The sequence below is a fragment of the Spirosoma agri genome, from assembly GCF_010747415.1.
GTDB lineage: Bacteria > Bacteroidota > Bacteroidia > Cytophagales > Spirosomataceae > Spirosoma > Spirosoma agri.
The window spans coordinates 585,352-608,598 of sequence record NZ_JAAGNZ010000002.1; the positions used below are offsets into that span (position 1 = coordinate 585,352).

Annotated in this window: 19 protein-coding genes; 12 read left to right on the forward strand and 7 right to left on the reverse strand. The window is 50.1% G+C overall.

Going from position 1 to position 23,247, the window contains the following annotated elements; translation table 11 throughout:
- Positions 1-2: 2 nt before the first annotated feature.
- Together GK091_RS19155 and GK091_RS19160 are read right to left on the reverse strand one after the other, a co-directional pair.
- Positions 3-869, reverse strand: coding sequence for a tetratricopeptide repeat protein (locus tag GK091_RS19155; RefSeq protein ID WP_164041500.1), 867 nt, complete (start codon positions 867-869; stop codon positions 3-5).
- 65 nt (positions 870-934) lie between these two features.
- Positions 935-1,237 carry an HU family DNA-binding protein gene (locus GK091_RS19160; protein ID WP_164041501.1) on the reverse strand — a complete coding sequence of 101 codons (303 nt, stop codon included), beginning with the start codon at positions 1,235-1,237 and terminating at the stop codon, positions 935-937.
- Positions 1,238-1,378: 141 nt separating this feature from the next.
- Here GK091_RS19160 and mutY point away from each other — a divergent pair, with 141 nt between their 5' ends.
- From mutY to gldE, 3 genes are all read left to right on the forward strand, one after another.
- Positions 1,379-2,467 carry an A/G-specific adenine glycosylase gene (mutY, locus tag GK091_RS19165; RefSeq protein WP_164041502.1) on the forward strand — a complete coding sequence of 363 codons (1,089 nt, stop codon included), beginning with the start codon at positions 1,379-1,381 and terminating at the stop codon, positions 2,465-2,467.
- Between the two features lie 75 nt (positions 2,468-2,542).
- On the forward strand, positions 2,543-3,106 hold the full coding sequence (locus GK091_RS19170; RefSeq protein WP_164041503.1) for a single-stranded DNA-binding protein: 564 nt from the start codon (positions 2,543-2,545) through the stop codon (positions 3,104-3,106).
- Between the two features lie 39 nt (positions 3,107-3,145).
- Positions 3,146-4,492 (forward strand): gliding motility-associated protein GldE, encoded by a 1,347-nt coding sequence (gene gldE / locus GK091_RS19175; protein WP_164041504.1) that lies wholly within the window; start codon positions 3,146-3,148, stop codon positions 4,490-4,492.
- Between the two features lie 13 nt (positions 4,493-4,505).
- On the opposite strand, the gene GK091_RS19180 is transcribed toward gldE, so the two are convergent.
- Positions 4,506-5,564 carry an LBF_2804 family protein gene (locus GK091_RS19180; RefSeq protein ID WP_164041505.1) on the reverse strand — a complete coding sequence of 353 codons (1,059 nt, stop codon included), beginning with the start codon at positions 5,562-5,564 and terminating at the stop codon, positions 4,506-4,508.
- 252 nt (positions 5,565-5,816) lie between these two features.
- On the opposite strand from GK091_RS19180, the gene GK091_RS19185 reads away from it, so the two are divergent.
- The 8 genes from GK091_RS19185 (at position 5,817) to GK091_RS19215 (ending at position 16,211) form a co-directional block, all read left to right on the forward strand.
- On the forward strand, positions 5,817-6,926 hold the full coding sequence (locus tag GK091_RS19185) for a DUF3500 domain-containing protein (RefSeq protein ID WP_164041506.1): 1,110 nt from the start codon (positions 5,817-5,819) through the stop codon (positions 6,924-6,926).
- A 23-nt stretch (positions 6,927-6,949) separates the two neighbouring features.
- On the forward strand, positions 6,950-7,072 hold the full coding sequence (locus GK091_RS29845; protein ID WP_262889199.1) for a hypothetical protein: 123 nt from the start codon (positions 6,950-6,952) through the stop codon (positions 7,070-7,072).
- A gap of 36 nt (positions 7,073-7,108) precedes the next feature.
- Positions 7,109-8,035: a sugar phosphate isomerase/epimerase family protein gene (locus GK091_RS19190; RefSeq protein WP_164041507.1), complete on the forward strand. Its 927-nt coding sequence runs from the start codon at positions 7,109-7,111 to the stop codon at positions 8,033-8,035.
- 138 nt (positions 8,036-8,173) lie between these two features.
- Entirely contained in the window at positions 8,174-9,778 is a 1,605-nt protein-coding gene (locus GK091_RS19195) for a S8 family peptidase (RefSeq protein WP_164041508.1), read from the forward strand.
- A 249-nt stretch (positions 9,779-10,027) separates the two neighbouring features.
- A complete protein-coding gene (gene uvrA, locus GK091_RS19200; protein WP_317166329.1) occupies positions 10,028-12,919 on the forward strand; it encodes an excinuclease ABC subunit UvrA in 2,892 nt (963 codons plus the stop codon).
- Between the two features lie 57 nt (positions 12,920-12,976).
- Positions 12,977-13,372, forward strand: coding sequence for a hypothetical protein (locus GK091_RS19205; protein ID WP_164041509.1), 396 nt, complete (start codon positions 12,977-12,979; stop codon positions 13,370-13,372).
- 134 nt (positions 13,373-13,506) lie between these two features.
- Positions 13,507-14,736: a metal-dependent hydrolase family protein gene (locus GK091_RS19210; protein ID WP_246202377.1), complete on the forward strand. Its 1,230-nt coding sequence runs from the start codon at positions 13,507-13,509 to the stop codon at positions 14,734-14,736.
- A gap of 194 nt (positions 14,737-14,930) precedes the next feature.
- Positions 14,931-16,211 carry a citrate synthase gene (locus GK091_RS19215; RefSeq protein WP_164041511.1) on the forward strand — a complete coding sequence of 427 codons (1,281 nt, stop codon included), beginning with the start codon at positions 14,931-14,933 and terminating at the stop codon, positions 16,209-16,211.
- Between the two features lie 177 nt (positions 16,212-16,388).
- Here the strand turns inward: GK091_RS19215 and GK091_RS19220 are convergent, their stop codons facing one another.
- From GK091_RS19220 to GK091_RS19240, 4 genes are all read right to left on the reverse strand, one after another.
- Entirely contained in the window at positions 16,389-17,711 is a 1,323-nt protein-coding gene (locus GK091_RS19220) for a DUF3667 domain-containing protein (RefSeq protein ID WP_317166342.1), read from the reverse strand.
- A gap of 116 nt (positions 17,712-17,827) precedes the next feature.
- Positions 17,828-18,922: a recombinase RecA gene (recA, locus tag GK091_RS19230; protein ID WP_164041512.1), complete on the reverse strand. Its 1,095-nt coding sequence runs from the start codon at positions 18,920-18,922 to the stop codon at positions 17,828-17,830.
- A 353-nt stretch (positions 18,923-19,275) separates the two neighbouring features.
- Complete coding sequence (locus GK091_RS19235; RefSeq protein ID WP_164041513.1) at positions 19,276-19,764, reverse strand: hypothetical protein; 489 nt, start codon at positions 19,762-19,764, stop codon at positions 19,276-19,278.
- Positions 19,765-19,918: 154 nt separating this feature from the next.
- A complete protein-coding gene (locus GK091_RS19240) occupies positions 19,919-21,160 on the reverse strand; it encodes an ABC transporter permease (protein ID WP_164041514.1) in 1,242 nt (413 codons plus the stop codon).
- Positions 21,161-21,387: 227 nt separating this feature from the next.
- Between GK091_RS19240 and ggt the strand changes: the two genes are divergently transcribed.
- Positions 21,388-23,190 (forward strand): gamma-glutamyltransferase, encoded by a 1,803-nt coding sequence (gene ggt, locus GK091_RS19245; RefSeq protein WP_164041515.1) that lies wholly within the window; start codon positions 21,388-21,390, stop codon positions 23,188-23,190.
- The last annotated feature ends 57 nt before the right edge of the window (positions 23,191-23,247 follow it).

Consider the following 23,247-nt stretch of genomic DNA (forward strand, 5'->3'; position numbering starts at 1 on the left):
ACTTACTTTAGCCGCTCTTCATACTCCTGAACAGCAGCCAGAATTTGTGGGTCTTTTTCCTGCGCCTTTACCTGCGCCAATACTTTCTTTGCTTCTTCCTTTTGCCCGGATTCGGCCAGGCTGACACCCAGATAAAACTGTGCCTTACGACTCGCTGGATTCGTAATCAGAATCTGGCGGAATCGCTCGACCGCGCGTTCATACTGGCCTGATCGCATCGACAATAACCCGAGATTGAACAGAGCCAGCTCATTGGTTGGGTCCTGCTTCAGTACGTCGCGCAAAAGCATGATGCCCTGCATCGGTGTATCCGTGTTTACATACGTCATGGCCATATTGGCCTTGGCCGCCAGTAAACTCGAATTCTTTGCAAGAGCGCGCTGGTAAAAGTCGCGGGTCTTTTGACCCAGCGATGCTGTTTTCTTTTCGTCAACAGCGAACGTGTACGCTTCAAAATAAGAATCGCCTGCCTGGAGCAAGTTTTTTTCCGTTGGCTGATCAACCGCTAGCAAATCGGCATAATAGGCCGCACTATCGTACTGAGTAACCTCCCGGAGCAGAGCGATCAATTTTACAGCTGCGGCTTCTTTCTGGACTGAACCAGTGGTCAAGAACTGATCTTTCAGCTTGTCCAGTTGCTTTTGCTTTTCTGGTGATAATGGTTGCGCATGAATCGTTGACCGATCCGGCGCTCCATTGCTGGCGGTTGCCCCTGGCTGAGTAGCCATTGGCGTTTGCGTTGTGCGACCTCCCGATCCTGATTCGGCTAACTGCTTGCTCTCATTGCGTACAACAACCTTGGGCAGGGTATATAACCCAGCCGTTAGGGCTGAAGCGAGAACGATAACAAACAATACTGATTTATTCATGATGGGAGCTAATCACGTAGCGAATGTCTTGGCTGATGCTCAGCCTTTAGGGACCGCTTGTTTGCTTACTCAGCCGTTACTTTGGCTTTGTCGCTAGTTTTCACTTGTTCAACGAAAACCTTGGCGGGTTTGAAGCTCGGGATGAAATGCTCGTCAATCACCATAGCGGTGTTCTTCGAAATGTTCCGGGCTACCTTTTTGGCTCTTTTCTTATTGATGAAACTGCCGAACCCTCTCACATAGATATTCTCTCCCTCGGCCAACGAGTCCTTAACCACAGAAAAGAAGGTCTCAAGGGTGTTCGTTACCTCGGCCTTATCAATTCCGGTCTTATCGGCGATCTCTGCAATTACGTCTGCTTTCGTCACGACTTCTTAAACTTTAACGTTTACTGTGTTGTTGAAAATTCGGGTGTCAAAAATGGGAGCACAAAGGTAGGGTTTTCTCAGAAATTATAAAACCCTGTGTTCCAGTTTTTCGTCATCAGCGACGCTTTTTCCTTTTTTATTTTGAATTGGCAATCAGACCTTAACGATAACGAAAGCGTATTTGTACTTAGCCTCGAACGCTGGTATGAGTACCATAAACGGGATCTGCCGTGGCGTCACACACGCGATCCGTACTATATATGGTTGTCTGAAGTAATTCTTCAGCAAACCCGGGTTGCGCAAGGGAAACCGTACTACGAACGCTTCGTATCGACTTATCCGACAATCCACGATATGGCCCGTGCTGATGAGCGCGAATTGCTTCGGCTCTGGCAAGGGCTTGGGTATTATTCCCGAGCCCGGAATTTGCATCAGACAGCCCGCTATGTAACGGATCAACTGGACGGAAAGTTTCCGGATACCTATCATGACCTCTTGAAAATGAAGGGTATAGGCGTTTATACAGCCGCTGCGGTTGCTTCGTTTGCCTTCGGGGAGCGTGTTCCTGTGGTCGACGGGAACGTGTATCGGGTGCTGGCGCGCATGTTTGGTATTCAGGAGGACATTACCACAACCGGTGCTAAAAAAACATTTGCGGCTTTGGCAACCCGGCTCATTCAGCGAGCTGATGATCCGGCTACGTACAACCAGTCGATCATGGAGTTTGGGGCAATTCAGTGTACACCCGTAGCGCCCGATTGCCTGTTGTGTCCGGTGCAGCAACACTGTGTCGCTTATCTGACGGGCCAGCAGCATCGCTTACCTGTCAAGGCGAAAAAAGCACCCGTCCGGGATCGGTATTTTCAGTACCTGGTTTTTAGGAATAATGATCGAATAGCCATGCGGGAGCGGACCGACCGCGATATTTGGCAGAACCTGTATGATTTCTACCTGCTTGAAACGGATGAGCCGAAAACGGCCTTGCGCGACCTGTTATTGCCTGATTCTGTGAACGAATTGGTTGTGTCAGGCGTTCAGGCGTCGGTACCAGCGGAGTCGATACAGTTGTTGTCACATCAGCGTATTCGTGCATTATTTTACGTAATTGATGTACCTGACGCGTTAATTGACCGGTTGCCCATAGGCTTTACATGGTATTCAATAGTAGAAACAGGCAACTTGCCGAAGCCTGTTTTGATCACTAACTATTTGGAAAAGTCGTTTGGATAAGTGCGTTTATTTCAGTAACTTTAGTCTCTTTAATACCCACGTAATTTATCGCTCTTACCTAACAAAACACACTGTATGGCAAGCCTTAACAAAGTAATTCTTATCGGTAACGTTGGCAATGATCCGGAGGTCCGTTATCTGGACGGTGGTTCGGTTGTGGCCAAGTTTAGTGTTGCCACCAATGAACGATATACGACCCGCACCGGCGAGCAAGTTGAATCGACGGAGTGGTTTCGGGTGGAAGTCTGGAACGATCAGGCAAAGACAATTGAAAAATATGTGCGTAAAGGGCAGCAGATTTATGTAGAGGGCCGCTTGCGCACAGAAACGTATACAGACCGGGAAGGCAAAGAAAAGTTTTCGCTTGGTGTTCGGGCGACAACGTTTCAGTTTCTGGGTGGCCCGAACGATCGGGACGGTGGTTCGTACGAGGCACCGGCGGCCCCTGCGCAACAGGCAGCTCCCCCCCGGCAGCAACAGCAACCCGTACCGCAAGCCGCTCCTGCACAACAGGCCGCTCAGGCACCGCGTCAGCAGGCTGCTCCGGTACAACAGCCACCACGCCAGCAACCTCCGCGCAGGGAGCCGGACCCAGTGCCTTTTGAGAGTAACAGTGGGGATGACGATCTTCCGTTCTAAACCACTCAACGCTCTATTGTTGAACGAGATTTGATATACATGGACCCTAGTAGTGATCCTCTTCCCCGACAGGTGCTCCCAGCCGCAGATGGCTGGAGCACCTATTTTGATTTATACGCTCCTTACGCGGCTTTAATCCTGCTGCTGTTGTTGGTAGCTGGTCTTGTATCCGCTTCCGAAGCGGCCTTCTTCTCTTTATCTCCCGATGATCGTGCGCGTTGTCGCCATAGCGATCATACTGGCGACCAGCGTATCGCTAACTTGCTTGACCGCCCCAAACGGCTGCTTGCCTCGTTGGTTATCTTCAATAATCTACTGAACATCGCTATTGTCGTTATTGTCACGTATCTGACCTGGGAACTCTCGCAGGCCACTCACGCGTCGGGTTGGGTATTGTCTGGTGTAACGCTGGCAACAACATTAGCCATCGTTCTTTTTGGTGAAATTGTGCCCAAAGTATACGCCAGTCAGAATAACATGATGGTTGCCCGTCGAACAGCTCCATTGGCTCAGATCGGGTTAGCGGTGTTACGTCCGCTGGCTATGATGTTGGTCAACTTGAGCAATCAGGTCGATAAACGAATTGAGCGTAAGGGATACAAATTATCCGTTGAAGAGCTTAGTCAGGCAGTTGAACTGACCGGTGCTGACGCAACGACGGAGGAGAAGGAAATCCTGAAAGGAATTGTTAACTTTAGTAATCTGACTGCTCGTCAAGTGATGCGCGCCCGACTCGATATTTCGGCAGTGGAGGACGATCTGACCTTTTCGGAACTGATGGTCCAGATTAACGCATCGGGCTATTCGCGGGTGCCGGTTCACAAAGAGTCACTGGACCAGATCGAGGGCATACTTTACATCAAAGACCTGCTGCCCCACATTCACGAAGATGACCTGTTTCGCTGGCAGTCACTGGTACGTCCTGCATTTTTCATCCCTGAGAACAAGAAAGTTGATGATCTGTTGCAGGATTTCCAGAAACGACGTGTGCACATGGCTATCGTTGTTGATGAGTACGGAGGAACGCGTGGCCTGGTAACACTGGAAGATATTATCGAAGAAATTTTTGGGGATATCAACGACGAGTTCGATGATGAGACACCCGCTGGCTACCGGCGCGAAGATGAGCGAACCGTAATCGTTGAAGGTAAAGTCCCAATCACGGATGTATGCCGGATTCTGAATGTGGATGCAACGACGTTCGAGGCTGTGCAGGGCGACAGCGAATCGTTGGGCGGTTTACTGCTCGAGTTGTTTAGCCGGTTACCCAAATCCGGTGATCAGACGACCTACGGCGGCTTTACGTTTCACGTATTATCTGCCGACGACAAGCGCATCAATGAAGTTCGGGTAACGAAAGATGACCAGGTTGAAGTGAACTCGTAGAGTGTTCAGCAGGCTATACCCAAAGGCCTTTCCCTTTGTTGTACTCGTTGCCAATACGTTGTATGTCCTCGGCTGAATAGGTCAGGAACTTATTTTCACGAAGCTGGCGCAGTCGTTTCTTTTCGATCCACGACAAATGGCCATCAACCAGTACACCAAACACGATAAGCCGTTCCAGACTCTTTCGCACTTCGATCGGTGCACTGGCCACCTGTTCAACGAAATTACCGGTTAGGGGAGTACTAGTTCGTAGATTGAATCGGTCAACCAGTGTATCTGTCAGCAGGAAATGCGCATAATTGTACTGACGCTTCAGAATGGCCACGTACTGTAACGCTTCCATGATAAGCGGTCGAAACTGTTCGTTATTGCCCCATTCGTCGTGCAGCTCATTAACAAATTCGCGAATCGTGAGGGGAGCCATTACCCTGATCTGCGCTTCGTGTAAAACCTGCCACGAAGCATAGGCATTCCAAACTGCGTAGATGGGCATTCCAGCTAAATCTGTCACCTGCCGGAGCGCAAACCGTCCCAAGAAACGTTTAAGGAAGAACTTCAGGAAAAGAGTACTCAACGCTGCTTTTATGATATTGAGCAGGAAATAAATTGTCAGGCCCCAGCGCGGCATATTCAGGTAGGGGTCAATGCCGAAGCGTAATATACCGCGATTGGTTTTTTCAAGCGCTGCGTCGGCAAGGGCCTGTAGATGACGGTCGTATTGCGCATCGTGAGCGCGTGGAAACTGGCACACCTGCATGATGGCTTTTACCCCCAGCAGATTTAGGCCAACAAGCAGGTTAACTTCAATATAAACCAACAGCAGGCCGTAAAGTGTGGTGATGATCGGGACACTATACGTTGTGCCGAAAAGGACAATTGGCGTATTCTGAAACAGGTCTGGCCAGTGGTATTGGGGAAGGTATAGGAAGACAACACCTAGAACGCCAAGCAAAGCTGATAAGCTCAGGGTCAGTACTTTAGTGCGCCGTATAACGAGGCTTTCAACCGGATTGAGTACATATGGCTCATCCGTCGGATGCGACGTGTCGAGCGCCTGCCTCAGATAACGCATAGCCAGATGGTCTAAGGGACCAAAACTGTTGTTCGGTGGCCGGGTTGACATGCTCGTGATGTAACAGTGGATTTATTTCTACAACTACGGAAGCGGTCGGGTTGTTAGTAAAAAGGCCGAAATCGCGAAAGATCAGCGCACTACACTTAGAACAATCGGCCCAGTGATAATTAGAGCCAGCGTCCAATTTTACCCTCAGTAAATTCAACCGGTAAGGTGCTTTAGTTAAAAAAACTCCTACTTATGTTGACCATGATTCGTATTCTATTCTGCTGTATGATCGTGGGACAGATTCTGGCTCAATCGGTTGCTCCGCCAAAAAAGACGGCAACGCAGAAAGTGCGTGATGAGATGCGAGAAGCAGTTCAGACATTTCTCCAGACCCTAACGCCTGAGCAACGGCAAAAGACCATGTTCCCGTTCGATAACGAGGAACGGTTTAACTGGCATTTTGTGCCCAGAGAGCGAAAAGGGCTGCCCCTCAAACAAATGACTCCCGAGCAGCGACAGGCCGCTATGGCAATGCTCAAAACGGGTTTAAGCGATCAGGGTTACGAGAAAGCAACGGCCATCATCGATATGGAAAACGTATTGCGTGTAATCGATAAGCGGCCACCAAACGATACCTACCGCGATCCGGAAAATTATTCGTTCACCATTTTCGGCGATCCGGAAACGAAAAACCCGTGGAGCTGGCGCATTGAGGGCCATCATCTGTCACTTCAGTTTATGTCGTTGACCGGCAAGGTGCTGGCCCAAACGCCCACGTTTTTTGGCAGTAATCCGGGTGTGCTGCGGCTAGACTCGACAATGGCCGATAAACGCATGGCCAACCCACGCATCGCTGATCTGCCCCAAAAAGGCCGTCAGATATTAAAACAGGAAACAGAACGTGCATTCGCACTGCTGAAAACCCTGAACGCTGACCAGCGTAAAAAAGCTGTGCTCGCAGCCGTGGCTTACCCCGAAATGGTTACCAGCAATCGCCGGAGTGCCGTTTTGGAAAAAATGGATGGCCTGATGCTAGCCGACATGACTGCCGATCAGCGTAAACTATTTCTGGAGTTGTTACAGGTCTACATGAGCAACTACCGGATCACACTAGCGAATCAGCAACTGGCCAAACTGCAAAAATCAGGTTTAGACAGTTTGCGTTTTGGCTGGGCGGGCGATCTTACGCCCGAACTAGGTGAAGGCAAGGGGTGGTATTACCGGATTCATGGGCCGACTATTCTTATCGAGTACGACAACTCACAGACGAATGCGAATCATATTCACACGGTCGTGCGTGATCTGACGAATGATTTCGGTGAAGATCTGCTAAAAGAACATTATAAGGCTACTGCTCACGGAAAGCCCTGATCAGCCACTTGTTTCTATGACGTATGGCGAACATCATCGGCGATAGCATGGCCGCGCGCCCGTCTGACGTTATTGTCGCAGTTTCAGGCATTTCAGCCGGTTTGGCCGCGAAAGAACTGACGCAGTTGAGAGCCGGAAATCTGTAGGTTGACGGTGCCAAATTTATCCAAGACAATAAGCCTGTGAATGATCTAACCCGTCGGGATTTTTTACAGACGACCCTGGGCCTACTGGCAACCATTGGTACAGTGACGGCTTTCCGGTCGGCCAACGAAAAGCCGTTACTGGCCTTTTCGACGCTTGGTTGTCCCAAATGGTCATTGCCCACTATTTTGGATGCGGCTGTCAAAGACGGATACGACGGCTTCGAAATCAGGGGGTTGCAGGGAGAAATGAATTTGATGAAAAGCCCGGCATTTGACAGTCCAGCTCATATCGCCGAAACCCGTCGACTTGTAGCCGATAAAGGATTGAAAATCATCAACTTGGGCACGTCTACCCAGCTCCATCATGCTGACCCTTCGACTCGACAGCGCCATTTGGATGAAGCAAAACGGTTTATTACGCTGGCTGATCAGTTGCAATGTCCTTATGTTCGGGTATTTCCGGACGCGTTGCCTGGGGATCAGAGTCGTAATGCCACACTGGACCGAATTACGCAGGGCCTGATCGAACTGTCCGATTATGCAAAAAAAAGTCAGGTGAGTGTGTTGCTCGAAACACATGGCGATGGGGTTCAGACGCACGAACTAATGCGCCTGATGCAGGGGGCCAGCTCACCCAACGTTGGCCTGATCTGGGATGTGTTCAATATGTGGTCGGTCACTAAAGAACCACCGGCAGGCGTATATGGACAACTGCGGCCCTACATCCGGCACGTCCATGTCAAAGACGCAAAATTGATCGATGGTAAATACCGCTATACCGCGCTTGGACAGGGAGAGTCGCCTATTTTCGAGGCTATTGCTGCGCTGAAAAAAGGCGGATATTCCGGTTATTATAGTTTCGAATGGGAGAAAACGTGGCATCCTGATCTGGAAGAACCCGACGTTGTTTTTCCCCTATATCCCAGCATGTTTGACGAATTTTACCATTCAGGCATCAAATAAGGAAGATAAACGGTTCTACGTATGTAGGCTGGCATCTTTTTCGGTCGACATCTGAAAATAAGTAGACCATTTAACAACTTTTAAGTCTTGCGACGACCAGTTTCGTCGTAATTTGTGAAGATTATTTGTTACCAATTCATGAAGAAACTCCTTATCAGCGCGTCTGTTTGTCTGCTTTCCGGAGCAGCAATGGCGCAGGAAACGCAGTGGTATCTGCGGGATAAAACCGATAGTACAGCCGGTATTAGCGTCGATCGCACGTACCGCGAACTGCTCAAAGATCGCAAAGCCACACCTGTTATCGTTGCCGTGATTGATGGCGGTATCGACACCACCCACGAAGACCTCAAACGGGTACTTTGGGTCAATCCCAAAGAAGTGGCTGGCAATGGCAAAGACGATGATAAAAACGGATACGTGGACGATGTTCATGGCTGGAACTTCATTGGCGGGAAAGACGGCCGCAACGTAAGCTACGAAACGGCTGAAGTAACTCGGCTGTATGCTCAACTTAAGCCAAAATACGACGGTAAGACCCGTTCTTCGTTAAAACCGGATCAGCAGAAAGAATATGATCTGTATGTGAAAACAAAAGCGGAAGTCGAAAAGAATCAGGCGCAGTACAAAGCGCAGTACCAGGGAATCAGCCAGTTTTACGAGCAGTATTCGACAGCGGTTGCTGCGCTAAAAAAGGCGCTTAACGTAACGAAACTGGATACGGTGACTCTACGAAAAGCCGCTGATACGCTCACCGATGCAGCACTCAAACGGCCAATAACGGGTGTTTTACGCCTGTTACGCCAGCAGGGAGCTGCCGATGCCGACGTTGTGACGGAGGAACTCGAAAAAGCAAACGAGCAGCTAAAGTCGCGGGCTGAATACAACTACAATCCGGACTTCGACAGTCGGGCCATCGTTGGCGATAATCCGAACGACATGAACCAGCGTGACTATGGCAATCCCGATATTGCTGGTCCCCGTCCTGATCACGGTACGCACGTGGCGGGAATTATTGGCGCTGACCGGACCAACACGCTTGGCGTCATGGGTATCTCGGACGCGGTTCAGATCATGGGTGTCCGGGCCGTTCCCGACGGCGATGAGCGCGATAAAGACATCGCCAACGCCATTCGCTACGCTGTCGATAATGGCGCGCAGATCATTAACATGAGCTTCGGTAAAGACTATTCGCCCCAACGCAAAACCGTTGAAGATGCGGAGCGGTATGCTCTGTCGAAAGGCGTGTTGATGGTTCATGCGGCAGGCAATGACGGGAAGGACATCGACACCGCTGCCAATTATCCATCACCCCGGTTTATGGATGGCTCGGCAATTCCGAATGTGATCACAGTTGGCGCCAGTGCCAAACCGAACACGGCTGATCTGGTGGCTAGTTTCTCGAACTACGGCAAGCAGAACGTCGATGTGTTCGCGCCGGGTAAAGACATTTACTCTACGGTTCCGGGTAGCAAATATGAGAACAACAGCGGCACAAGCATGGCTTCGCCGGTTGTTGCGGGTGTTGCTGCTGTGTTGAAGTCGTATTTCCCGAAACTGACTTACGCCGATATCAAACGGATCATCGTACAATCGGCGACACCGTATAAAACAAAGGTTCGTAGACCCGAATCGACCGACACCGTTGATTTCGCCACGCTATCAAAAACGGGTGGTATCGTCAATCTCTACGAAGCGGTCAAACTGGCTATTGCCCAGGAAGGCGGCTCGAGCAAGGGGAAGTAGAAACTATTGAATTCGAAAACACAAAGCCAGCTATCGCTAAAGAGCGGTGGCTGGCTTGTTTGATTCTATTGATTAACCTATGTAGAGACGCGATCCCTCGCGTCTCCTATGCGTCAGCCTGTAAGACGCAAAAAATCTATCCGGTCACGAGACACGAAAACCAGTCCGCCGGTGCGATTGCGTTTCTACATTTTTCGGAAACTACACCTGTCCATTTTACGTTGTTCTTTGGAATAAGCCAATGGCAACGTGACTGAAGAAAAAACAGCGGACCGGCGTTCCGGACTTACCGATATTGACCTGACGGGTTACGACCAGATCGAAGTCCTCGGCGCCCGCGAACACAACCTGAAAAATATTGACGTTACGATTCCCCGCAACAAGCTGGTGGTCGTGACTGGCATCAGCGGTAGCGGCAAATCGTCGCTGGCGTTTGATACGATTTACGCCGAAGGCCAACGGCGTTATATGGAGAGTTTTTCGGCCTATGCCCGGTCGTTTATCGGCGATATGGAGCGGCCCGACGTGGATAAAATCAACGGACTAAGCCCGGTGATCTCCATCGAACAGAAAACGACCTCCAAAAATCCGCGCTCGACGGTCGGCACAACAACCGAAATTTACGACTTTCTGCGTCTGCTCTACGCCCGCGCTGGTGAAGCGTATTCGTACCTGACGGGTCGTAAAATGGAACGGCAATCGCAGGATCAGATCATTGATACGATTCTGGAGCAGTATGCCGGACAGAAGCTGACCTTACTGGCCCCGGTCATCAAAAGTCGTAAAGGACACTATCGCGAACTTTTCGTTCAGATTGCCAAGACAGGCTATACCAAAGTCCGGGTCGATGGGGTCGTGCTGGACATTACGCCGAAAATGCAACTGGACCGGTATAAGATTCACGATATCGAAATCGTGATCGATCGGCTCGTGCCAAAAGCGGATGATCGCTACCGGTTGAGCCAGTCAGTGCAAACGGCTATAAAGCAGGGTAAGGGTGCCATGCAGATGCTGGACGGAGAAGGGCAGCTGGTCTATTTCTCGCAGAATCTGATGGACCCCGAATCGGGGATTAGCTACGACGAACCGTCGCCGAATTCATTCTCATTTAACTCGCCTTACGGTGCCTGCCCGGTTTGTAATGGATTGGGTGTTGTCGAGGAAATTACCGAAGAGTCGGTGATTCCGGACAAGTCATTAAGTATCAGTCGCGGTGCTATTGCACCATTGGGTGAGTACCGGGAGCTGTGGATTTTTAAGGAAATCGAAGCGATCCTGAAAAAATATAAACTTAACCTGACGACACCCGTAGCCAAGTTTCCGGACGATCTGCTTCACGCGCTGATGTATGGAACGGAAGACGAAGCGGTTATCCCAAAGAAAGATTCAGGTAAGGATGAGCCCTATAATTTCAAATTCGAGGGTATCGTCAATTTTTTGAAGCGGCAGCAGGAAAACAGCACCGATAAGATTCAGGAGTGGCTCAAGGACTTTATGGTCGTGAAAACCTGCCCCGAATGCGACGGTGCGCGACTCAAAAAAGAATCGCTGTTCTTTAAAATCGACCAGAAAAATATCTCTGAACTGGCCCGCATGGACATTTCGGAATTGACCAACTGGTTCGATGGCGTAGAGAGTCGCCTGACCGATCGCCAGAATATAATCGGGAAAGAAATTCTGAAAGAAATTCGCAAGCGTATTGGCTTCCTGCTAGACATCGGACTGGATTACCTCACGCTTGATCGGTCGCTGCGCACCTTATCGGGGGGCGAAGCGCAACGCATTCGCCTAGCTACGCAAATCGGGACGCAACTGGTTGGTGTACTGTATATTATGGATGAACCCAGTATCGGACTCCACCAACGCGATAACGTCAAGCTGATCGATTCACTTAAGAATCTGCGTGATCTGGGCAACACCGTACTGGTCGTTGAGCATGATAAGGACATGATGCTCGAATCGGATTTTATTCTAGACATTGGTCCCGGTGCAGGACGACACGGCGGTCAGGTTGTCAATCAGGGAACGCCCGGCGAGTTTCTGAACAATACGTACAGTGGTGTGGCAGGCAGCAGTACCACATCGGACTATCTGAGCGGACGACGCGCTATTGAAGTGCCAACCGAACGGCGTAAGGGTAATGGTAAGTTTCTGATTATCAAGAATGCAACGGGCCACAATCTCAAGAATGTGACGCTCAAGTTGCCGCTTGGTCGCATGGTTACCATTACGGGTGTGTCGGGTAGCGGCAAATCATCGCTGATTCACGAAACGCTGTTCCCGGTTCTGAATCGCCATTTCTATAAGTCCAAGCGCGAACCGCTGCCGTTCAAAACGGTGGATGGCCTGGAGCATCTGGATAAAGTGATTGAGGTCGATCAGTCGCCGATTGGTCGCACACCGCGCTCAAATCCAGCAACGTACACGGGCATGTTCTCCGAAATCCGGACGCTTTTTGCCGAACTTGCCGAAGCTAAAATTAGGGGTTACAAACCTGGCCGGTTCTCGTTCAACGTAAAAGGCGGACGCTGTGAGGATTGTGAAGGCGCAGGCATGAAGAAAATCGAGATGGAGTTTCTGCCCGATGTACACGTCATGTGCGAGACTTGCAAAGGCAAACGCTTCAACCGGGAAACGCTGGAAGTGCGCTTTAAGGGTAAATCAATCGCCGATGTGCTCGACATGACCGTGGAACAGGCGCTGGACTTTTTTGCCAGCCAGCCCAAAATTCTGCGTAAAGTAACAACGCTGAACGACGTTGGCTTAGGCTATATTACGCTTGGTCAGCACGCGACGACGCTATCGGGTGGTGAAGCGCAACGCGTCAAACTTGCCGAAGAACTGTCGAAGAAAGACACGGGTAAGACGCTGTATATTCTCGATGAACCGACTACGGGTCTGCATTTCCAGGATATTGCTCACCTGCTCGACGTACTGAATAAACTAGCCAATAAGGGTAATACGGTGCTGATCATCGAACACAACCTGGATGTCATCAAGGTATCCGACCACCTGATTGACCTCGGCCCGGAGGGTGGTAACAAAGGTGGTTATATTATCGCCGAAGGCACCCCTGAGAAAGTGGCAGAGGTGAAAGGAAGCTATACGGGTAAGTTTCTGAAGATGGAACTGGCGGGGTAACGATCGGTAAAAGCTGTTATCTTCGCTGCTCATAAAAACAGCCTGAGAAATAGATTTATGCGTAACCCCTTCTTTTACATTTTACTACTTGTGCTGGTCGTTCTCGACGGCTGGCTGGTGTCACACCCCAATCTGATTGGTCAGGCTGGGGTGTTCTTTTTTGATTATACTTATCTCGAAACATTCCCGAAGGCATTGGGAACCGTGTCGATTGTGGTCGGTGTATCGTTGCTCATTGCCTGGCTTATAGGGCGCTTGAGCCAGCCGGTGGCCATCGGTATTACCGTTGCGCTACTGGCCGCATCGGTATACTACCTATTTCAGAGCTTCACCCAGTACAATACGGGTATTTATAAGTTGACGGGTGCTGGCTTCCGGGCTGGTGCGATCCTTCTGCCGGGGTTGATTGTCCTTGTGTTCGGCGAGGCCCTGCTTCGGCGGTTGCGGTCGTGATCGTATTCGGTAGAAAATAGACAAAGTCAGGCCTTACGCGCGCTGGCCGGATTGCGTATGGACGAACATAAAACCTGAACACAATGACGTTGACTACTGTCTGGGCTAAGCTCTGGTTTGTCCCATGTTTTTTTATGATGCTGTTGTGCAGGCCAAGTCAGAGCTTGGCCCAGACGTATTTGCTTCGGCCCGATCGTATTTTTGATGGAGAGACCACCCACGAAGGGTGGGTCGTACGGGTAAAAGGCGATAAAATCGAAGCGGTTGGATCGGCTAATTCAGTTGCCGCCGATGGGGCTGAAGTTGTTGACCTGAAAGGCCAGACCCTGGTTCCGGGTCTGATTGAGGGGCATTCGCATTTGCTGCTGCATCCTTATAACGAAACGCCCTGGGACGATCAGGTTCTGAAAGAAGCTCGTTCATTGCGGGTAGCCCGAGCGACAGTTCACGCGGAAAAAACGTTGCTGGCGGGCTTCACCACCGTGCGCGATCTTGGAACAGAAGGCGCTGATTATGATGATGTGGGCCTTAAGCAAGCCATCAATCAGGGCATTATTCCTGGTCCACGCATGATCGTGGTGACGCGGGCGCTGATTGCTACCGGTAGTTACGGACCGAAAGGGTTCAGTACGGACATCGATGTGCCACAGGGTGCCGAAGAAGCGGACGGACACGATGCGTTGATTCAGGCCGTTCGGCGGCAGATCGGAAAAGGGGCTGATGCCATAAAAATCTACGCTGATTATCGCTGGGGGCTCATGGCCGAAGCGCGTCCGACGTACACCGTTGACGAGATCAAGCTTATTGTGGAAGTGGCAAAAAGCAGCGGTCGGGGGGTGGTTGCCCATGCCAGCACGGCTGAGGGAATGCGACGGGCTATTGTGGGCGGTTGTGAAACCGTAGAACATGGCGACGCCGGGACACCTGAAATCTTTGCGTTGATGAAACAACACGGTACGGCGCTTTGCCCGACGCTGGCAGCCGGTGATGCCGTCAGTCAATACCGGGGCTGGAAAAAAGGACAGGAGCCGGAACCCGACCGGATCAAACAAAAACGGGTAACTTTCAAACAGGCGCTCGACGCGGGTGTCACGATTTGTGCCGGTGGTGATGTAGGCGTTTTCAGTCACGGTGATAATGCCCGTGAACTGGTTATGATGGTCGATTATGGCATGAAGCCGCTTGATGTGCTGCGCTCGGCTACGTCTGTCAATGCCGATGTGTTTCACCTCGCTAACCGGGGGCGGCTAAAGGCTGGCCTGCTGGCCGACCTGGTAGCTGTGGAAGGCGATCCAACAAAAACGATTGCCGATCTACACCGTGTTAAGACCGTGATGAAAGGTGGAATTTTCTATAAGCGATAGACAAAAACTAATTGCGCTTTTTGCCTGTTACATTTTAATACAAACGTAATACGCCTTTTTTCACATAATTTCATCCGCCGTTTAGGTTTTTGGGTTAATTTCGCCCGGCATGGGGGTACCCGGCATGGACTTGCCCCGACGCTCGACAAGCCGCTAACCCGTTATTTCTGAATTACTCTACCCTGATTTTTTGTATGGCCAACACTGCTGAACTTACTGTCGATGGTAAATCGTACCAATTCCCGACATTTGAAGGAACGGAACACGAAAAAGCCTTCGATATCTCTAACCTCCGTGACCAAACCGGCTACGTTACCTTAGACCGGGGCTATAAAAATACTGGTGCCACGAAGAGCGCCATCACTTTTCTGGACGGTGAGGAAGGTATCCTGCAATATCGGGGGTACTCAATCGAAGACTTAGCTGCAAAAGCGTCGTTTCTGGAAGTTGCGTACTTGCTCATTTATGGTGAACTGCCTGATAAAGAGCAGTATGCTAAATTTGAAACGTCCATTCGTCGGCATACCTTAGTCAATGAGGATATGCGGAAAATCTTCGACGGTTTTCCGGTAAGTGCCCATCCAATGGCTGTCTTATCGTCGTTGGTGAGCGCCATGAGTGCTTTCTATCCCGATTCTCAGGACGAAAAAGGCGATGTTGATCGGCACATCGTTCGGTTGTTGGCTAAATTACCGACAATTGCTACGTGGTCGTATAAACGTTCGCTGGGGCATCCGACCAATTACCCCAAAAATAATCTTGACTACATTCCGAACTTCCTGAATATGATGTTCGCGCTGCCGGTCGAAGACTATAAGGTAGATCCGGTTGTGGCCGAAGCCCTGAACGTTCTGCTCATTCTTCACGCCGATCACGAACAGAACTGTTCCACATCAACTGTTCGGTTGGTTGGTTCATCGCAGGCCAATATTTACTCGTCTATCTCGGCGGGCGTTAGCGCCTTGTGGGGTCCTCTGCATGGTGGAGCCAACCAGGAAGTGATTGAAATGCTCGAAGCAATCAAAGCCGATGGGGGCGATGTGAGCAAATACGTTGAGATGGCTAAAAATGCGAAAACGACGGGATTCCGTCTGTTTGGCTTTGGTCACCGCGTCTACAAAAACTTCGATCCCCGTGCCAAGATCATCAAGAAAGCGGCTGACGACGTGTTGAGCAAGCTGGGCGTCAATGATCCGGTTCTGGAAATTGCAAAAGGTCTGGAAGAAGCTGCGCTGAACGACGAATACTTCGTATCGCGCAAACTGTATCCGAACGTCGATTTCTATTCGGGAATTATCTACCGCGCACTGGGCATTCCAACGAACATGTTTACCGTTATGTTCGCCATTGGTCGGTTACCGGGCTGGATCGCGCAGTGGAAAGAAATGCGTGAACAGAAGGAACCGATCGGTCGTCCTCGTCAGATTTATACCGGTGCTACGCTGCGGGAATTCAAATCGATCGACGAACGCTAAGAAAGGTGAGCTGATTTACAGGATCATAAACTAGTTGTAAAAGGCGTCTGGAAGCTTCCAGACGCCTTTTGTCATGTTGTTGCGGGAAAGGTGTGCGAATCACAAATGGGTCATTGCCGGAACAAGGACAATAGCTGGCATAAGTGATTACCAACGGGAGGTTTATTTCTTAGAACGTTAATAAACCGACGTCAACGCACCCAGCATAAACAGAACAGCGCTAAAGCCATACATCATACTGAGCAAAAGACACTTCAAAATGGTTTTAGACCAGGATTGGTTATATACCCGTTTAAGCGATAGCAAAAAATAGAACCAACTGATCCAGAATGTCCATAGCAGCACAGACGATGTAACCTTCGGGCTGGTAACGTAGGTAGTCAGCAGTGCCATTGAGAACAGCAGAAAGAGGACCATGTGAATATGAACCGAAAAAATCAAGTGTTCGTAGTAGTAACGTCCGCGCCGGAAGTAGAAAAGCAGCAGGAGAATGGCAACGAACGGCATCAGTACGAACATCACCACGGAAAGATTCTTAGTGATCGAGTGTATCAGTTCATGCGTATTTTCCCCCTTTCCCAGATGTGAGAACTTACCCTGTCGCTGATAGAATTTTCGCATGAACCAGTTTGGCTTACTGCCATCTGCCCGAATAAGCGAATCGATCTGCGCATCGGACATGTGGCTCAATTTCTCCTCGTATTTTTCTCTCTCTTCTTCGGTTTTGAAGTTTTTACCCATCATAGAAGAAAAATCCGTCGATACGATCGATACCATTGGGTCCTTAGGCACAAGAGCGATTAACTCACGAAGCTTGGTTCGGTTCGAGTCCGCCAACGGCACGTCATCTTGCGTCAGCAAAGAGTCCAGTTGATGTGGCTGTAGACGTTTAAGACGACGGGCGACCCGTGCCAGCCCCTCTTTAGAAAATGTCGTATTCAGGTTGATTTTTTTGCCCAGTTTATACAGGCCACGGCTACGTAGCAGACTTTTATTGTTGATCAGATCACTCAAATCGATCTTTAGTATTCCATTCGTGTCAGTTGTATCACCGTCTGATCGCTTGTCAGATGTACCGTATATCGCTTTCATACCCTCTTCCAACTGGTGATCAGCAAACTTGCCAACCAGAAAGAAAAAGATAACGCTCACAAAAACGTACAATCGGGCCGGTGGCACATAACGGGCTCGTTTGCCTTCCAGAAATTCGGCGGTCATCTTGCCCGGACGGGTGAAGATCGCTTTTAACGAGTTCCACAGTTTGTTATCGAAGTGAGTGATGCTCTCGACAAACTCATAAAAAATATGGCCCAGGGGCAGTTTGACTTCGTGGTTCTCCTGCCCGCAGGTTGGACAGAAATTGTCGTTTGGGCCAAGATCTGTTCCACAGTTTGGACAGACGGAAAGCTTGTTATGATGATCGGACGTTGCTGTGTAGCTTGGTTGGGGTTGTGTACCAGCCGGGCCATATATCGGTGGGTGGGGAGCGGACGAACTGATCTTGCGGTAGGTTCAGCTATCTGATAATCGGTTCGTCCCTGTTGTGTCGCTGCAAAAATAAAAAAAGAGGTGGCTGAGAAAACCCAACCACCTCTTTCACTATAAAATAACAGGAATTAATCGTCGATTTCACCTTCATCGTCAGCAGCAGTGGCTGCCAGAACAGGATCAACCAGAGCTTCATCGTCTTCCGAAATTTTGGCCCGGATTTTACCTTCCAGTTCAGCCATTAGTTCAGGATTGTCGAGCAACAACTCTTTAACGGCGTCGCGTCCTTGCGCCAACCGGCTGGTTCCGTATGAGAACCACGATCCCGATTTCTTAACGATTTCCATTTCGACGGCCAAATCAAGTATTTCACCAACTTTAGAAATACCCTGACCATACATGATGTCAAACTCAACAACTTTGAACGGCGCTGCGAGTTTGTTTTTAACGACCTTCACCTTCGTGCGGTTACCAACGATGTTGTCAGCACCTTCTTTGATCTGGCCAATACGACGAATATCAATCCGCACCGAAGCGTAGAATTTCAGCGCGTTACCACCCGTCGTTGTTTCGGGGTTACCAAACATCACACCGATCTTCTCACGAAGCTGGTTGATGAAAATACAGCAGCAACCCGTCTTGTTGATCGTACCGGTCAATTTCCGTAACGCCTGCGACATTAACCGGGCTTGCAGACCCATTTTGCTTTCGCCCATCTCGCCTTCAATTTCAGCTTTTGGAACGAGAGCGGCAACGGAGTCAATAACGATGATATCAATAGCGCCTGAGCTGATCAAATGCTCAGCAATTTCGAGCGCTTGCTCACCGTTGTCAGGCTGCGAGATCAGAAGATTTTTTGTATCGATACCCAGCTTTTCAGCGTAGACGCGGTCGAACGCATGTTCTGCATCGATAAATGCGGCCAGACCACCTGCTTTTTGCGCTTCAGCAATGCAGTGCAGCGTCAGGGTCGTTTTACCTGACGATTCCGGACCATAGATTTCAACGACGCGGCCACGGGGCATTCCACCGGTGCCTAAAGCTAAATCAAGACCCAATGAACCCGTCGAAATGACAGGAATATCGATGACCTTGGTTTCGCTCAAGCGCATCACTGTGCCCTTACCGAACGCTTTATCTAATTTCTCAATAGTTGTTTGAAGGGCCTTTAGCTTGTTGTCATTAGCAGATGCCGTGGCTTGCGCCGTATCTGATTTTGCCATGTTGGGATGGTTGTTTTAAACAGATAAAATTAACCAAAAAGGGCCGGATTACCAAACGGTTTTTTGAAATAATTGAGGGGGTAAAAGCGCAGAAAACAGACCAGCTTTGGTCATGGCAGCTAAATAATTAATAAAACCAATAACAAAAAAGTGTTTACTTATTTCTTTTGGCAGATTGGTCAATTTTCCACTCCGAATTAACTTGGTTGATCGCTAGCAATACTGGCTTTTCTTCGACGGATTTGGATTCATACGGATGGTTAACGGCCAGATTACTAGCTGATCAAAGAATAAAAAAAGCGGACGCATCCACGATGGATGCGTCCGCTTTTTCTGGTCACTCAACAGGGCGATTACAACAACGAGTCAGCCGTTGCAGGTTGCTGTTGTGGCTGCGTTTGCTGGGGTTGCTGCTGCGGGGTAGTCTGCTGCGGCTGACCACCTGGATAGCCCGGATTTGTACCGTAAGGCATTGGGGGAGCCCCGATCGATTCTACGTGTGTGATGTAGTATTTGGTTTCACCGTTCCACGGGAATCTCAGGATCTTTTCCTCGTAGTGAAGCGTGACGCGCTGACCGGTTTTTACCGCATCCGTAATCTGTTTGGCCACGGCTTCATCTTTAACAGAAAAGTCGAAATACTGGGGTGTCAGCGAGCCCGTTTCGCCGGAGAAACCACCAACGTTCAATACGCCTTCGTACGTTTTGAACATGTAGCCCCGTCGGCTGAACTTTGAAATTGTTCCGGCTCGTTCGCCATCACTGAAGCTCCAGCCGGTAAGTGCATAGAGAACCCCAAAAACAACTAATAAGAATAGCAGGAAGTATAGTAACCCTCGCATGATTTGGTTCGTTAAGTTGCAGTTTGTGCCGTGTAAATAGACAAATTTTTTGAACAAGTTCAGAAAACAGAACGGAGTCGGGCTGAAATTGTTCCGAAAGACGCTATTCGTACTAAATAGAAACGAATGAACCGACCCTGGTGACCAGATCAAATCACTTTGCCCGTATCGCAATAACCGGATCGAGACGGGACGCTGAAAAGGCCGGAATGATCCCTGATAAAATCCCGATGATACTCGATACGCCCAGGCCCAGCGTAATGTTTCCGGCGGTCAGATGCAGTTCCAGGGTGCCCAGCTGAATGAACGACAGCAGATACACCAGCGCAATACCCGCCAGACCACCTACCAGGCTTAACAGCACGGCTTCGAATAAGAACTGAAAGAGAATGAAGTAATTCTTGGCGCCCAACGATTTCTGAATACCGATTATGTTGGTTCGTTCTTTCACACTGACGAACATGATGTTGGCGATCCCAAAACCGCCGATCAGAATTGAAAAGCCGCCGATGACCCAGCCGGCGGTCGTTAATACGGCAAAAATGGCACCAATGAATTTGAAAAGAGCTTCCGGCCGATTGATGGCAAAATTGTCGGTCTGGGTCGGTTTCAGGCTGCGACGGGCGCGCATAATACCCCGTATTTCACCTTCCAAGTCTTCCAGGCCGGGATCGGTGTCGTAGCCTTTGACGAAGATGCTGATGCTTGGATTGAGGGATTGAAACAGCTTGGCATACGTGGTATAGGGAATCAGGCAGCGTCGGTCCACGTTACCGCCAACCTCCAGAATACTCGCTCCCTTTTTCTCCTGAACCCCGATCACGATGAAATTAAGCCCGGCCACTTTCATCGTCTGCCCGACCGCGATCTGATTCGGAAACAGGTTTTCGGCCACTTCAGCCCCCAGAATGACCGCGTTGCGGGAGCCATCCTGTTCCTGTGCTGTGAAATAGCGACCAGTTGCCAGAACGACATCGGTAACGCGGTTATAGTCCATCGTCACGCCCGATATCCGACAGGGCATACTGTTGTTACCATTCTTGACTGTTACACCGCCCTTGCCGCCCGCAGCCGCCACGGCATCGGCATTTTCGAGGTGTTCGTTCAGGTAGCGAAAATCGGAATACGTTAATTCAGGACGCTGGAAGTATTTCCACCATTGATAGGGACCATCGAAAGTCCAGGGGAGCTTCTGAACATAAAGCGAATTATTCCCCAGCACATTTATACTTTCCTTGATATTTCGTTCCAGCGAGTCGACCAGGGTAAATACCGCAATAATCGCAAAGATACCAACTGTTACGCCCAGCAGCGAAAGCGTCGTCCGAAGGAGATTTGACCGCAGTGCCTGCCACGCAAACCGAAAACTTTCAAATACCTGACGAAGAAACTGCATGGTGCTTTTATAATTCTGGCCGATCTGATCTACTCAGCGTAACAAAGAAAGAAATAAAACGGATTCTTATCCAGGCATTTTGGACGAGCATACCATTCTGCCGGACAAATGGTTGATGCCAGTCCGCGATAGACCTGCGTTTGAGACCGTTGTTCCCCACGGCTACGCTATCGGAATGCGCATTTTTTGTAGTTTAGTGGTTTACAACCGCCTAGCCGCAATGCTACATGAAAAAAAATAGTACGTATTATCCGTTACTGATCGCTTTCTTCGCTATTGCTTCCTGCAAAACGCAGGCACCATCAACAACTGCCAGTACGAAGGTAGAACAGAGTCAGGGTGTTTACCAATACCGTGACGAAGACGCAGCCGTTAAACCGTTCTTCTCCGATCGTCAGGGGTTTATTGGGCGCAATGGCATGGTTGCCTCAGCGCATCCCGAAGCGTCTCAAGTGGGGCTGGACATTCTAAAAGCGGGCGGAAGTGCCGTCGATGCAGCCGTGGCCATCCAGTTTGCGTTAGCCGTCGTTTACCCGGGAGCGGGCAACATCGGTGGGGGTGGATTCATGGTGTATCGCGACAATGCGGGCAAGGCGTATACCCTCGACTACCGCGAAAAAGCACCCGGTCGTGCCAGTCAGAATATGTACCTTGATTCGCTCGGTAACGTTCGGCAGGGGTTAAGTATCAGCGGGCATCTGGCCAGTGGTGTTCCCGGCTCGGTGGATGGTATGGCTGAAGCCCACAAACGGTTCGGCAAATTGGCGTGGGCACAAATCATTCAACCTGCCGTCGATCTGGCGGCCAAAGGATTTGCGCTGACCGAACGCGATGCGCTGGGGCTGAACCGCATCAAAACAGACCTAAATACGATCAATCCCGGCAAACCCTATTTTCTCAAAAGTACCGTACCGACCGATACTGTCACCTGGCACAAAGGCGATCTGTTGATTCAGGCTGATCTGGCCAAAACGCTGCAACGGATTCAGGCGCAGGGCCGGGCTGGATTCTACGAAGGCGAGACGGCCCGGCTGTTGGCCGAAGAAATGCAACGCGGAAAGGGGTTGATCAGCGAAGAAGATCTTAAAAACTACCATTCTGTCTGGCGTGACCCGATTCAGGCTAAATACAAAAATTATACGATCATCACCATGCCGCCAACCTCCAGCGGGGGCGTGGCACTCGTACAGTTAATGCGCTTTACTGAGCCTTATCCATTGCGCAAATGGGGCTGGAATCGTGATTCGACGGTGCAGGTCATGGTTGAGGCCGAACGGCGTGTTTACGCCGATCGGGCCAAGTTTTTGGGCGACCCGGACTTTGTGAAAGTGCCTACGAATAAATTGATGAGCCCGGATTATCTGAAAACCCGCTGGACTGACTTTTCATTTGCCAAAGCGACCGATAGCAAAGCTATAAAAGGTGGTTCAATTCCGGGCTACGAAAGTCTGGAGACAACCCATTTTTCGGTTGTCGACAAAGAGGGTAATGCGGTGAGTATCACAACTACGCTAAATGGCGGTTATGGCAGCCGGGTTGTTGTTGGCGGGGCGGGTTTCTTCATGAACAACGAGATGGACGATTTCAGCGTTAAGCCGGGCGTACCGAATATGTTTGGATTGATCGGTAATCAGGCCAACGCCATCGCGCCGAACAAACGAATGCTCTCGTCCATGACGCCTACTATTCTGGAAAAAGACGGAAAGCTGTTTATGGTGGTCGGTACGCCGGGCGGCTCAACGATCATCACATCGGTTTACCAGACCATTCTGAACGTTATTGAACACGGCATGACGATGCAGCAGGCCGTCAATGCGCTCAAATTTCACCATCAGTGGCTGCCCGACAAGACGATTTTCGAGAACGGTGCCTTTTCGGATGCTACCGTGGGGAACCTGCAAAATCGCGGCTATATACTCGAAAAGCTGACCAACACCCTGGGCCGCATGGACTGTGTGCTGATTCGTCCGGATGGTTCGTATGAGGGAGCATCAGACCCACGGGCCGATAACACTGCACGAGGCTACTAACTTGTAACGCGATCATCCTGTCCGTAGCGTAGAAGGCTGACTTAGAGTTGTCTCCGC

Excerpts from the sequence above, each read along its gene's own strand:
- GK091_RS19155 (WP_164041500.1), bottom strand. The coding sequence starts at position 869 with ATGAATAAATCAGTATTGTTTGTTATCGTTCTCGCTTCAGCCCTAACG.
- GK091_RS19170 (WP_164041503.1), top strand. The coding sequence starts at position 2,543 with ATGGCAAGCCTTAACAAAGTAATTCTTATCGGTAACGTTGGCAATGAT.
- gldE (WP_164041504.1), top strand. The coding sequence starts at position 3,146 with ATGGACCCTAGTAGTGATCCTCTTCCCCGACAGGTGCTCCCAGCCGCA.
- GK091_RS19180 (WP_164041505.1), bottom strand. The coding sequence starts at position 5,564 with ATGCGTTATCTGAGGCAGGCGCTCGACACGTCGCATCCGACGGATGAG.
- GK091_RS19185 (WP_164041506.1), top strand. The coding sequence starts at position 5,817 with ATGATTCGTATTCTATTCTGCTGTATGATCGTGGGACAGATTCTGGCT.
- GK091_RS29845 (WP_262889199.1), top strand. The coding sequence starts at position 6,950 with ATGGCGAACATCATCGGCGATAGCATGGCCGCGCGCCCGTCTGACGTT.
- GK091_RS19195 (WP_164041508.1), top strand. The coding sequence starts at position 8,174 with ATGAAGAAACTCCTTATCAGCGCGTCTGTTTGTCTGCTTTCCGGAGCA.
- GK091_RS19205 (WP_164041509.1), top strand. The coding sequence starts at position 12,977 with ATGCGTAACCCCTTCTTTTACATTTTACTACTTGTGCTGGTCGTTCTC.
- GK091_RS19210 (WP_246202377.1), top strand. The coding sequence starts at position 13,507 with ATGATGCTGTTGTGCAGGCCAAGTCAGAGCTTGGCCCAGACGTATTTG.
- GK091_RS19215 (WP_164041511.1), top strand. The coding sequence starts at position 14,931 with ATGGCCAACACTGCTGAACTTACTGTCGATGGTAAATCGTACCAATTC.
- recA (WP_164041512.1), bottom strand. The coding sequence starts at position 18,922 with ATGGCAAAATCAGATACGGCGCAAGCCACGGCATCTGCTAATGACAAC.
- GK091_RS19235 (WP_164041513.1), bottom strand. The coding sequence starts at position 19,764 with ATGCGAGGGTTACTATACTTCCTGCTATTCTTATTAGTTGTTTTTGGG.
- GK091_RS19240 (WP_164041514.1), bottom strand. The coding sequence starts at position 21,160 with ATGCAGTTTCTTCGTCAGGTATTTGAAAGTTTTCGGTTTGCGTGGCAG.
- ggt (WP_164041515.1), top strand. The coding sequence starts at position 21,388 with ATGAAAAAAAATAGTACGTATTATCCGTTACTGATCGCTTTCTTCGCT.